Annotated in this window: 12 protein-coding genes; 6 read left to right on the top strand and 6 right to left on the bottom strand. The window is 57.0% G+C overall.

All coding sequences use genetic code 11. The annotated features are described in order from the left end of the window. Positions 1–67: 67 nt before the first annotated feature. The 3 genes from SELIN_RS10770 to rpsI all read left to right on the top strand — a co-directional run bounded on the left by SELIN_RS10770 (position 68) and on the right by rpsI (position 1,899). Entirely contained in the window at positions 68–925 is an 858-nt protein-coding gene (locus SELIN_RS10770; RefSeq protein ID WP_013506695.1) for a peptidylprolyl isomerase, read from the top strand. Positions 926–1,068: 143 nt separating this feature from the next. Beyond that, complete coding sequence (gene rplM, locus SELIN_RS10765) at positions 1,069–1,494, top strand: 50S ribosomal protein L13 (RefSeq protein WP_013506694.1); 426 nt, start codon at positions 1,069–1,071, stop codon at positions 1,492–1,494. A 15-nt stretch (positions 1,495–1,509) separates the two neighbouring features. Beyond that, positions 1,510–1,899, top strand: coding sequence for a 30S ribosomal protein S9 (rpsI, locus tag SELIN_RS10760; RefSeq protein ID WP_013506693.1), 390 nt, complete (start codon positions 1,510–1,512; stop codon positions 1,897–1,899). A gap of 78 nt (positions 1,900–1,977) precedes the next feature. On the opposite strand, the gene SELIN_RS10755 is transcribed toward rpsI, so the two are convergent. Both SELIN_RS10755 and SELIN_RS10750 read right to left on the bottom strand, forming a co-directional pair. After that, a complete protein-coding gene (locus tag SELIN_RS10755; RefSeq protein WP_013506692.1) occupies positions 1,978–2,964 on the bottom strand; it encodes a chemotaxis protein in 987 nt (328 codons plus the stop codon). Positions 2,965–2,966: 2 nt separating this feature from the next. Beyond that, complete coding sequence (locus tag SELIN_RS10750) at positions 2,967–4,643, bottom strand: methyl-accepting chemotaxis protein (protein ID WP_013506691.1); 1,677 nt, start codon at positions 4,641–4,643, stop codon at positions 2,967–2,969. A gap of 291 nt (positions 4,644–4,934) precedes the next feature. Between SELIN_RS10750 and SELIN_RS10745 the strand changes: the two genes are divergently transcribed. From SELIN_RS10745 to SELIN_RS10735, 3 genes are all read left to right on the top strand, one after another. Continuing rightward, entirely contained in the window at positions 4,935–5,945 is a 1,011-nt protein-coding gene (locus tag SELIN_RS10745; RefSeq protein ID WP_013506690.1) for a Fe(3+) ABC transporter substrate-binding protein, read from the top strand. Between the two features lie 143 nt (positions 5,946–6,088). Further along, positions 6,089–7,744, top strand: coding sequence for an ABC transporter permease (locus SELIN_RS10740; protein ID WP_013506689.1), 1,656 nt, complete (start codon positions 6,089–6,091; stop codon positions 7,742–7,744). Beyond that, positions 7,741–8,922, top strand: a complete 1,182-nt coding sequence (locus SELIN_RS10735) for an ABC transporter ATP-binding protein (RefSeq protein ID WP_013506688.1) — start codon at positions 7,741–7,743, stop codon at positions 8,920–8,922. Before SELIN_RS10740 ends, SELIN_RS10735 begins: the two co-directional genes overlap by 4 nt. Positions 8,923–9,497: 575 nt before the next feature. Here the strand turns inward: SELIN_RS10735 and SELIN_RS10725 are convergent. The 4 genes from SELIN_RS10725 to SELIN_RS10710 are packed head-to-tail and all read right to left on the bottom strand — an operon-like array spanning position 9,498 to position 12,349. After that, entirely contained in the window at positions 9,498–9,947 is a 450-nt protein-coding gene (locus SELIN_RS10725) for a Smr/MutS family protein (protein ID WP_013506687.1), read from the bottom strand. A 37-nt stretch (positions 9,948–9,984) separates the two neighbouring features. After that, positions 9,985–10,470: a phosphate-starvation-inducible PsiE family protein gene (locus tag SELIN_RS10720; protein WP_013506686.1), complete on the bottom strand. Its 486-nt coding sequence runs from the start codon at positions 10,468–10,470 to the stop codon at positions 9,985–9,987. After that, the gene (locus tag SELIN_RS10715) at positions 10,470–11,276 is read right to left on the bottom strand and encodes an inositol monophosphatase family protein (protein WP_013506685.1); all 807 of its coding nucleotides are present in this window, start codon (positions 11,274–11,276) and stop codon (positions 10,470–10,472) included. Before SELIN_RS10715 ends, SELIN_RS10720 begins: the two co-directional genes overlap by 1 nt. Continuing rightward, positions 11,273–12,349, bottom strand: coding sequence for an LOG family protein (locus SELIN_RS10710; RefSeq protein WP_013506684.1), 1,077 nt, complete (start codon positions 12,347–12,349; stop codon positions 11,273–11,275). The genes SELIN_RS10715 and SELIN_RS10710 overlap by 4 nt, the downstream gene beginning before the upstream one ends. Between the last annotated feature and the right edge of the window lie 35 nt (positions 12,350–12,384).

Genomic DNA, 12,384 nt, shown 5'->3' with positions numbered 1-12,384 from the left:
GGCGAAGGGCTTTTGCAGCCTGTTCATGGCTGCGCAGGAGTTTAACTCAAAAATATGGAGATGTATCATGCTGAGAATGATTCAGGTTGTTCTGTTGCTGTTGCTGGCACTGCCCGCGTGGGCTGCCCAGGGGCAGGTGCTGCCAGTCCGCGAGAATCCCGAGAACCCCATTGCGCATATTCACACCACCATGGGCGATATCTATATTGAACTGTTTCCCGCCGCCGCTCCCCGCACGGTCCAGAATTTTATGGAGCTGGCCAGAACCGGTTTTTACGAAAACACGATTTTTCATCGCGTCATCGATGGCTTTATGATTCAGGGAGGTGATCCCACGGGTACCGGAACCGGCGGCCCCGGCTATTCTTTCGCCGATGAAATCAATGCCCGTGCCCTGGGGCTCGACAAGGAAAAAGTGGTGCAGGGCGGTTACCTGCCCCATCCCTCCCTGGGGGTCAATTCCCAGGAAGAGTTCCAGCAGCTGGTGGTTCTTCCCCTGATCTTCGCTTTGGGCATCAGCTCCCAGGAAGAACTTGACGCGCGCCGCGAGGAAGTGGAAAGGACCCTCTTCTCCATGAGTCTCAAAGACGCCTATGTGAACCTTGGTTACGAATATAGTGAGAATCTGCCTTCGCGTCCGCTGGTAAAGGGCGCCCTTGCCATGGCAAACTCCGGACCGGGTACCAATGGTTCGCAGTTTTTTATCACCCTGGATGGGACTCCCTGGCTGACGGGCAAGCATACCGTATTCGGTCAGGTGCTCTTTGGCATGGATGTGGTTGAGGCGATTGGCAAGGTGCGCGTGGATATGAGTAACCGCCCACGCCAGCAGGTGAGCGTGCGTTCTGTGGAAATCCTGGATCAGCTTCCACCCCTGCTGCTTCAACTGGGCAATGGAAATCAAAATACGCGTTCAACCCCTTGACATTGCATTGACTTGAGGATATAGTTTTTCGGTTTTACACAGGTGGGACCAGAGAAGAGTCCGATCTGGGCCGGTTTTCCCCCCGTTTACTGGCACAGTTCAGATGTACGGTAAATTATTGCCCATCATAAGAAGAGGTTGCGATGAAGACCTATGTTTCCAAGGGAGATATCGAGAAAAAGTGGTACCTGGTTGATGCCGAAGGCAAGAGCCTTGGTCGCCTGAGTACTGAAATTGCGCGTATTCTGCGCGGCAAGCATAAAGTTACCTTTACTCCCCACATGAATGACGGTGACTATGTTGTTGTGGTCAACGCTGACAAAATTGAAGTTTCCGGGCGCAAGGCCGAGCAGAAGGTCTACTACCACCACACCTGGTATACCGGTGGTCTGAAGGCAGAGGCCTACAAGGACCTGCTGGCCCGCAAGCCCGAAGAGGTAATCACCAAAGCCGTAAAGGGCATGCTGCCGAAAAACAAACTGGCTGACAAGATGATCAAGCAGCTGCGTGTATACGCCGGTCCTGAGCATCCCCATGCCGGTGCCAATCCCCAACCATTGAATTTTTAAGCCGAGGGAGCATACATGTCGGAACGATACTACGCTACAGGAAGAAGAAAAGCCTCCATTGCCCGTGTATGGCTTACACCGGGAAATGGCAAGATGATCGTCAACCATCGCCCTTTTGAAGAGTATTTTGCTCGCGAAACGGTCAAAATGGTGGCAAAGCAGCCCCTCAGCCTCACGAAGAACCTGGAGAAGTTTGACCTGTACGCCACCGTAAGCGGTGGTGGACTGTCTGGTCAGGCCGGCGCCCTGCGCCTTGGCATTGCCAGAGCCCTCTCCAAAATTACCAAGGACCTGCGCTCTGATCTCAAGCGCGGTGGCTTTCTTACCCGCGACGCGCGTATTGTCGAGCGCAAGAAGTACGGTCGCCACAAGGCCCGTCGGGGACACCAGTTCTCCAAGCGCTGATACGCTTTTCGCTGTATCCTGCACAAAAAAAGCCCGGTGGAATTTCCACCGGGCTTTTGTACGTTCGGGAAAAGGGCTTCAGTGGCCGAAGATAAACTTGTCGGCCAGCTCAACCAGGCGGCCGATTTCCGGCTTGGTGATGGTGTCGTTGGCGCCGATGGCCAGGGCCTTGCGGCGGTTTTCTTCACTCATGATGGAGGAGAACATCAGAATAGGCAGATCCGCGTAGGCATCGCGTTCACGCAGGCGCTTGACCAGGTGCATGCCGTCCATGCGCGGCATTTCCACGTCACTGATGAGCAGGCTGACCAGTTCGGATATGGGCTGGTGTTCGGATTTGGCAGTCTGTTCAAATTCCATGAGAATATCGTAGGCCTCTGCGCCATCCTGGGCGGCCAGTACATTATAGCCAGCGGTGCGCAGGGTGGTTTCAATCAGCTTGCGGATAAAGGCGGAGTCGTCGACAACCAGCAGGGTCTTGGCCTGGCGGCGCGAAACCATGGCTTCATCCTGGAGAATCCGCTTGTCCAGGGAAACGTCGTAGCGTTCCATGCTCTGTTCGGGGTTGATGTCGGCAATGATCTTCTCGAAGTCCAGAATCATGATGAGGCGGTTCTCCATGCGAACCACGGCAACGACACAGTCGCTCTCGCGGCTTTCCAGGAACTGGCTGGGTGATTCCACGTTTTCCCAGGAAATGCGGTAGATGCGGCTGACAGAGTCTACCAGGAAGCCGTTGAACATCTTGTTGAACTCGGTGACGATGACCCGTTTGCTCTGCAGGTCGTCGTGAACGGGAATTTTCAGCCAGTGGGCCAGATCCACCAGGGGAATGAGGCGGTCGCGCAGGTTGAAGATGCCGACAACGCTGGGGTGCGCGTTGGGGTACTCGGTGGTCTCAGGTACCTTGATGATTTCGCGCACTTTGGCGACATTGATGCCGTAGTGGGCGATTTTTTCCTGACCATCAGGCATCTGCTTGCGTAGCTGAAACTCAATGATCTCCAGTTCGTTGGTGCCGCTTTCCAGGAGAATGGCTTGTTTTTCTTGGCTCAGGCTGCTCATGTTCAACCCCTTGGTATTAATTTCATGCTGTGTTTTCGGGAATCATCATCCACTTTAAAGGCATCTAGATGATGCTGTACGTCTGCTGAGAGTCTGGCCAGGTCCCGGGACGCGAATGCCACCTCTTCCGAGGCCTTCGCGGTCTCTTCCGAGGTTGTTGATATGGACTGAACATCCTCGGTGATCTGCTCGGAAGTCTTGGCCATCTGTTCAACAGCGGCCACGTTCTGTTCTATAAGCTGCTGCAGGTTTTCCATGCCCTGCAGTACGGTGGTGAATGCTTCGTCAGCCTGACGGGAGAGAGACGCGCCGTGCTGAACGCGGTCGTTGACGGTTCCCATGGATCTGGTGACCTGATTAACGCCCGACTGAATGGTTTTGACGATCTCGATGATCTCCTGGGTGGAGTTGGTGCTGCGTTCCGCCAGCTTGCGAACTTCGTCGGCGACCACGGCAAATCCCCGTCCTGCGTCGCCGGCGCGGGCAGCTTCAATGGCAGCATTGAGGGCCAGCAGGTTGGTCTGATCGGCGATATCATTGATGACCTGAATCACTTCCTCAACCCGCTTGCTCTTCTCTTCCAGGGATTGGGCGAAGGATGCGGTTTCATCTACTTCGCGGGCGATGCCCTCCATTTCGCTGGTGGACTGCTGGACAATTTCCCCACCCGCCTTGGCGGCGTCAAGGGCCATGTTGGCATTATTTTCCACGTCACCCATGTTACGGGAGACTTCGCCGACGGTGTGGGACATCTCGTGTATGGCCGAGGCAATCTGAGTAATGGTTTCTGATTGCTGCCCCATGCTGGATGACATCTGGGAGGATGTGCTGCTGAGTTGCTCGCTGGCGGAAGCGACACCTTCCACGGAGTTGCGCACGTTAATGACCGTCTGCTGAGTCTTTTCCAGGAAGGCGTTGATGAAGCGACTGACCTCGGTGAGTTCGTCGCGCCCCTGGATGGGCAGACGGCGGGTCAGGTCGCCTTCGCCCTGGGAGAGTTCCATGGACACTGCGGCAATACGGTTGGCGGAGCCCATGATGGCGCGCAGCAGCAGGACCATGGGGATAAAGAAGACGATCACCAGGGCGGCTACGAATATGGTCATGCGTCCGACCTCTGACCAGAAGGCGGACTGGATGTCGTCGTTATAGACACCGGTGCCGATGATCCAGCCCCAGGGCTCGAAACCGATGACATAGGAAGTTTTTTCCACGGGGGTGTCATGGCCGGGTTTGGGCCAGAGATAATTGACGTGACCCCGTCCGTTTTCGCGCACGGTGCGGACAAATTCCATGAAGAGGCGGTTGCCGGTGGGATCCTCAAAGGAGCTCAGATCCTGGCCGTCCAGGCGGGGGTTTATGGGGTGCATGATCATGCGCGGCTGCATGTCATTAATCCAGTAGTACTCCTGCCCCTCGTAGCGCAGGGATTTTATTGCCGTGAGAGCGGCGGCTTTCGCTTCGTCCATACTCATCTTGTTTTCGGTGGCCTGGCGGTGGTAGTGGGCCAGGACGCCGTGCCCCACCTCAGCCAGTTGCTTGATGGTCACCTCGCGGGTCTCTTTGAGGGTTCCATGGAGGGTGCTCAGGGAGATGCCGATCAGGATGAATGTTCCCATGGCGGCACAAACCAGGAAAAGAAAGAGTTTGCCTTTGATCGTTCTGAATATGTCAAGCATGGCGACTCCGAAAAAAGGATGGTGTGGCAGACTCATGTCCTGCGGAAACTATATTTTATAAGCGAAAAGCGTCATACTGTAAATGTTTTTTATGATCGGCACCCGGTGGTGGGGCGGACTGTGGAGATATGTGGAATTGCTCCGCGGAACCGCGAAATTTGGTGCATCGTGTCTCGTTCGGAATCGCTTGACATGTTTTAATATGTAAAGTAACTTAGCGCGCTGAAATAAGGCCGCGTTTTTGCGGCGATCTGTTTTCCGGTTAACAATTTAGCGCTCTGGAGGTGTATCATGAAGAAAATACTGTATTCTGTTCTGCTGGCTCTGGTCTGTACGGCGGTTGCCTGGTCCCAGGTGGTCAACGTCTACTCCTATCGTCAGACTCATCTGATGGAACCCCTGCTGGAGGAGTTTAAACGGGAAACCGGCATCGACTACCGTCTGCTGACCGGAGCGGCCGGCGGCCTGCTGGAGCGCCTGGTGCGTGAGGGTGCCAACAGTCCGGCTGACGTATTGATTACGGTGGATGCCGGCAATCTGGTGGCTGCCAAGCAAGCCGGCGTGCTGCGCTCCATAGAGTCGGACATTCTCGATGTCAGCATCCCTGCCCACTATCGCGATGCCGATGGCCAGTGGTACGGACTCTCGGCCCGTTCCCGGGTGATTTACTACGCCCCCGATCGCATTGATCCCGCACAGATATCCAGCTACGAGGCGCTGGCTGACCCGAAACTGGGCAAGCGCATCTGTGTGCGCAGCTCGTCCAATGTCTACAACCAGTCCCTCATGGCAGCCATGATTGCGCACCACGGAGCCGCCAAAGCGGAAGAGTGGGCTCGCGGACTGGTAAACAACTTTGCCCGTCAGCCCCAGGACAACGACACTGCCCAGATTCGTGCCGTTGCCGCCGGACAGTGTGATGTGGGCATTGCCAATACCTATTACTTCGGTCGTCTGATTGCCTCTGACGCAGCGGCTGATAAGGATGTGGTGGCAAAGGTGGCGATGCTTTGGCCCAATCAGGATGATCGCGGTGCCCATATGAACCTCAGCGGTGCCGGAGTGACCAAGAGCTCGCGCAATGTGGGTGCCGCCATCAAACTGATCGAGTTCCTCGCCAGTGAAAAGGCCCAGACCATCTACGCCGAACACAATAACGAATATCCCGTCAATCCCAGCGCTGTCCTCTCCGGTCCCATTCAGAGCTTCGGCGAGTTCAAGGCCGATACCCTGAACCTCTCCGAACTGGAGAAATACCAGGCCGAGGCCGTGCGCATTATGGATCGGGTGGGCTGGCGTTAATTTCTGGTAATTTTCCACCTTTCCCTGTATAGTTTTGTGGTTTTCCGCTGGCTGGGTATTGCCCTGTCAGCGGATTATCATTTCTCCCGTACACTTCACGGGGAGATGCACCGCAATTACGGGTTATCTGGAATGAGCTTCCCATGAATATGCAACGTCGTCGCTTTTTTTCTCCCTGGGCCCTGGCCACCTGGATCGTTGCCCTGCTTGTGGCAACACCGGTTCTGGTGGTGCTGGGGTATATTTTTGTGCCTAACAGCGAACTGTGGAGCCACCTGGCCGCCACCGTACTGCCCCGCTATATCGCCAATTCTCTGTGGCTGATGGTGGGAGTCGGCTCAGGAACCCTGCTGATCGGCGTTGCCTGCGCGTGGCTGGTGACCATGACCAGTTTTCCCGGCCGTCGCTTCTTTGAGTGGGCTTTACTGATGCCCCTGGCAGTTCCGGCCTATGTCATCGCCTTTACCTACACCGGGCTGCTGGATTTTGCCGGGCCGGTGCAGACCCTGCTGCGGGAAACTTTCGGCTGGCGCAGCGCCGCTGAATACTGGTTTCCCGAAATACGCTCCCTGCCCGGTGCCATCATCATGATGACCCTCGTATTCTATCCCTACGTATACATGCTCTCCCGCGCCTCCTTTCTGGAACAGTCCATCAGTGTACTGGAGGCCAGTCGTACCCTTGGACGCAGCTCCTGGAGCAGTTTTTTCCAGGTGGCGCTGCCCATGGCCCGCCCCGGCATTGCCGGTGGCCTGGCATTGGTGCTGATGGAAACCCTCAACGACTTTGGCACGGTGGATTTTTTCGCCGTCGATACCTTTACCACTGGTATCTACCGCACCTGGCTCGGTATGTGGGAAGTGGCAGCCGCAGCGCAGCTGGGTGCCATGCTCATGGTGTTCATCTTCGTGCTCATCGCCCTGGAGCGCTGGTCCCGTGGCAAAGGAAAGACCACCAACAATGCCGGCTCCTATCGCAGCATCAGTCGCTATCAGCTCAGCGGCTTCAAAGCTGCGGCGGCCTGTATTCTCTGCTTTCTCCCCGTTTTTTTCGGATTTCTGCTGCCCGTGGGAGCCATGGCCTACTGGACCGTGATTTCCTGGGGATTTGTGGATAGCCGCTATGTGGTCATGGCCAGGAACAGTTTTGCCCTGGCGGGCATTGCCTCGCTCTTTGCCGTTGGGGTTGCCGTGCTGCTGGCATATGGCCAGCGACTGCAGCCTGGGAAGTCCATGGGCTTTGCCGTGCGCCTGGCCAGCATGGGATATGCCGTTCCCGGCGCGGTGATTGCCCTGGGCGTCATGATCCCCTTCGCGTTTTTTGATAACACCCTCGACAGCTTTATGCGCCAGTGGTTCGGCATTTCCACCGGACTGCTGCTGACCGGCACCTGGACCGCCCTGATCTTCGCCTATGTGGTGCGCTTTCTGGCGGTCTCCCTCAATACCATTGAAGCCAGCCTGGGCAAGATCACCTACAGCATGGATGGCGCCTCCCGCACCCTTGGCCACACAGCCGGGCAGACGCTGCGCAGGATCCATACGCCCATCATGCGTGGCAGCCTTCTCACCGCGGCCATTCTCGTCTTTGTGGACGTCATGAAAGAGCTGCCCGCCACCTTCATGATGCGCCCCTTCGGCCTGGAGACTTTAGCCATACGCTCCTATGAAATGGCCAATGATGGTTTTCTCATCGAATCATCCAGCTCTTCTCTGGCCATTGTGGCCGTGGGGATAATTCCCGTAATACTGATCAGCGTGGCCATAGCCCGCTCCCGTCCAGGAGGAAAACGCACATGAGCCAGAAAAGTGAAGCTCAGGTTCTCGATATACGCGGTGTAAACCACGCCTATGGTGATCTGAAAGTACTGAAAGGGGTTGACCTGCAGGTGGCCGCCGGTGAGGTCATCTGCCTGCTTGGCCCTTCGGGCTGCGGCAAAACTACCCTGCTGCGCCTTATTGCGGGGCTGGAGGTGCTGCAGCAGGGGACCATCAGCATTGCCGGTTCTACGGTTGCCAGTTCCAGCGCCCATACCCCACCGGAAAAGCGTGGCATCGGCTTTCTCTTTCAGGATTTTGCTCTCTTCCCCCACCTCAGCGTCCTGGAGAACACCGCCTTTGGCCTGGTGAGTATCAGGTCGCGGGAGGAGCGCAACAACCGGGCCATGGAAGCGTTGAAGCGCGTTGGCATGAGCGCCTACGCGAAGTCTTACCCGCATCAGCTTTCCGGCGGGCAGCAGCAGCGGGTTGCCCTGGCCCGCGCCCTGGCACCACGTCCCAGTATCGTGCTGCTGGATGAACCCTTTTCCAGTCTGGATACGCGGTTGCGTTCCCAGGTGCGCGATGAGACCCTGCACGTGCTGAAACACAGTGGCGTCGCCACGGTCATGGTCACCCACGACCCCGAGGAAGCCATGTTCATGGGTGATCGCATCGCCCTGATGAACAAGGGAGTCATCGTCCAGGTGGATGGCCCCGTGAACCTCTTCTACCGCCCTGTCAACGCCTTTGTGGCAACGTTTTTCAGCGATGTGAACCGTATCGAAGGAGTGGTGTGCCAGGGGAAGGTCGCGACACCCTTCGGGGCTTTGGATGCTCAGCACATTCAGGACAATACCGTTGTGGATGTCCTCTTTCGCCCGGACTCCCTGCGACTGGACATCGCCCAGTGCGATATCCACGGGGTCATCGGCGAAGTGACCGCCTCGCGCATGCTCGTGGGCAGCACACTGGTGCACCTGCGCCTGGAATACTGCGCCCCTTCCTGTCCTATGCACGTTCACGCCCGTATCAGCGGGCGCTTCCCCCACCCAGACGGCACCAAGCTCTGCGTCAGCCTTGATCCCGACGATGTCTTTATCTTCCCCATTGAAGATGGAGATGAACACGATTGCCAGCCCTGCTGCGATGTGGCCGGGCAGAACGCGGGCCTGAACTGCCCGGTTTCTGCACATGTACCAGCGGGCCAGGGGCTGTAACGTACGTTTTTCATCCTTTGCTTTGGATGTAAAGCGTTAAATAACGGTTATTTGATGTGAGTAAATTGCTTCAATTTCTCCTGTCCTTTTTTGGTGCGGCCAAAAAAGGACCAAAAAAACCGCCCCCCGAACGCCCGTTTTTGCGGCTCGCCTGCTCGCCTGTTCTGGAGATCCGGCAGCAGGCTGCTCAAAGAGGCCCATCTGCTGCGTTGCCGGGCATCGCTCGTCACTGCGACGTACAGGGAGTACGCCTCGCTCCTCGCTTTGCCCGCGCCTTGCACCTGGGCCTCTTTGCGTTGCCTGACCCCTGCATCCCTGCAGTGCTGCCGGACCACTCACTTCCTGTGAGTGTCCCTTCGGGTCTTGCCAGCCAGGCGTCGCACTCACCGGACGGGCTCAGGGGGGAACAGCCTGCTTCTGTCTTTCCCCCGTGTTCTTTCCCAACCAGGACACGCCGACTGTCAGGCTGCTGAAAAGCCCTCATCTGCGGCGTTGCTCACAAGTGCTCGTTGCTGCGACGTACAGGAAGTACGCCTCACTTCTCACAGACATGGTGGCAGACTGAGCGTTGCGGTTTATTCCTTGCGCTCCACAAAGCATTTGTGCTTTCCCTTCTGAATCATTTTCAACGCCCCTTCCTTCTGCAGGCTGCTGATGGCGGCAATCACTTTCGCGTCGCCGTGCTGGCGAAATTTTCCCGCTATTTTCTCTTTGGTCTTCGGGTTCTGGCAGTATTCCAGTATTTCGCTGGCCAGCAGGCTGGTCGTTGAAGGGAGTGGTTTGCGGGGAAGGACGATGGTGGCGCCGGGGTTGCCTCCGGGGGCGGGCTCAAAGGTGAGGTGTTCAGGGTGGGCTGCCAGCAGGCGGTGCAGGTGTCGGCGGATCACGCCCCCTTCGCCACTGGAGCCATAGCCGTGGATGATTTCCATGGGGTGGCGTTCACCACTGCCAATGGCACGGTTATAGTGCTCCACAAAGAGATCGATGGCGGCTATGGGGCTGAGGTGGTGCAGATCCAGGGACATGGCGACTCCTTGCCGGTGAAACGAAGGCGAGGGGGAGTTAGGGGGCTTCTTCCTTGTCCAGTCCGAATTTACGGCGCAGCCTCTCCGTCGCGCCATTTTCGCTGTAAGGGGTGAAGACGATCGTCAGGGTGCGGGTGATGCCGATGACCAGCAGGGTCAGGGCCAGCAGGCCGATCTCGGTGGCGCTGAGCTTGTGGGCGTAGACGGCGATCATGATTTCCCGCAGCATGAAGACGATGGCGACATCCATGATTGTGGTCAGCTTGAGGCGTTTGATTTCAAAGTATTCCACAATGCTCTTGAACAGTTCGATGACGATGAACATGGACAGGATGTTGGTAACCACCACGGGAAACGCCTGGGCTACGGTGATGTCGCGGGTGAAGAGGCTGGAGATGTCGATGAAGATATTGGCGAAACCCAGTATCAGGGCGATGACCACCAGGGGAACCATGAGCTTGAAAATGAGGTCATTGACCTTCTGGAAAAAAAACAGGGAGGCGTTTTTACTGAAAATGGCCATTATGGAGTCCTTGTGGCAGAGGCGATGCACTGGTGCAGCGCTTCGTGAATATGTCCGTTGGTGGCGATGATACCATCGGTGAAGAGGTCGTGATCGCGGCCGGCGGTGTCGCTGACCCGGCCACCCGCTTCCTGCAGGATGACGATGCCGGCGGCAATATCCCAGGGTTTCAGGCCCCACTCATAGAAGCCATCCAGCACACCTCTGGCCACAAAGCACAGATCCAGGGCCGCGCTGCCGCAGCGGCGCACTCCCTGGGTGCCCTGCAGGACACGGTCCAGCACATCCAACAGCAGACGGCGGCGTTGCGGGGACTCCACCACGCTGTAGGGAAAGCCGGTGGCCAGCAGGCTCTGGCGGAAGACTTCAGTGGAGCTGACGCCGATGGCACTGCCATTGAGATAGGCGCCCTGACCGCTGGCGGCGTGGTAGAGTTCATCGTTATAGGGGTTGTAGACAATGCCCCATTCCGGCTGGCCATCGCGGAAGGCCCCCACGGAGATGGCCACGAAGGGGAAATCGTGGGCGAAGTTGGTGGTGCCGTCGATGGGGTCGATGTAGATGGCCCTGGCAGGGGCTTTGCCCGAGGAGATATCGGCGCTCTCTTCCGCCACAATGGTGTAGTCGGGAAAGAGTTCCGCCAGTCCACGCTTCAGGTACTCCTCCACGGCCAGGTCGGCGGAGGTGACCAGGTCGATTTCGCCCTTGAAGTGGATGTCCTTCGGCTTGCTGATGAAGTTGCGGATGATGGTGCCCGCCTGCCAGACCAGGTCGATGGTCTGGATGTTCATGGTCGGAGTGTTCATATGGATGGTCCTTCCTGCGTTTCCAGGGCCTGATCCTCCCGAATCTCAAAGCCATTGAGCATGTCGATCAGCAGTCGCAGCCGGCCGAGGCTGCGGCGGTCAAAGTGCAGTTTCAGCCGCGGCAGGTGCAGGGTTCCGGCTTCTTCCTGTTCTTCGGGGAGCGGTCCGGTGGCTTCAATGGTGCCCGAGACGAGGATATCCTTGAAATCGTGGTTCAGGAAATCCAGCTGCTCTGCCGTCAGGGGCGAGTTCATGCGGATAACCAGGTGATCGCGTACGTAGCGGTAGGAGTGAAAGCGCTTGTAGAAGTGGAGTATTTCGCTGATGGCGTCATCGATGCTGTTCATGATGGTGTACAGGTGCATGTCGTCTTCGCTGATCAGCCCGGTGCGGTAGAGGTGCACGCGCATGTACTCTTCCAGGCCGCGCCACAGGTTGTTGCCGGTGGGGTCGATGAAGATGACCGGAATGATATTGGACTTGCCCGTCTGCACCAGGGTCAGGGTTTCAAAGGCCTCATCGTGGGTACCGAAGCCGCCGGGGAAGAGCACCACGGCACTGGCTTCCTTGAGAAAATTCACCTTGCGGGTGAAAAAATACTTAAAGTTGATGAGCTTGATGTCGTTGTGAATCCACTGGTTGGCCGATTGTTCAAAGGGCAGGTCGATGCCGACGCCGAAGGAGTTGTCGGTTCCCGCGCCCTCATTGCCCGCCTGCATGATGCCTCCACCGGCACCGGTGATGACCATGTAATCCCACTGGGATATCTTGCGGGAGAACTCCCGCGCCAGTTCGTAAGCGGGCTCATTGTCCTTGATGCGTGCTGAACCGAAGACGGTGACCTTGCGCTTGTCGGTGTACCTGGCGAAGAGATTGAAGGAGTAGCGCATCTCCTTGATGGTATTGTTGATAATCTTCAGATCACCTCGCCCCATGTTATCGCCGGCGGCTTTCAGGGCGCTGAGAATCATTTCGCGAATGATCTCGGTGTTTTTCTGGCAGCCTGTCATGGCGATCAGCCCTTCGATGAGCGTTTCTATTTCGCCATTGTGCTTGTCATAATTGAGTTTCATGTGGGTACCCTTGTGTGACGGTAGCGCGTGCGGTA

It is taken from the genome of Desulfurispirillum indicum S5 (genome assembly GCF_000177635.2).
GTDB lineage: Bacteria > Chrysiogenota > Chrysiogenetes > Chrysiogenales > Chrysiogenaceae > Desulfurispirillum > Desulfurispirillum indicum.
This window is presented reverse-complemented; position numbering and strand designations above follow the sequence as displayed.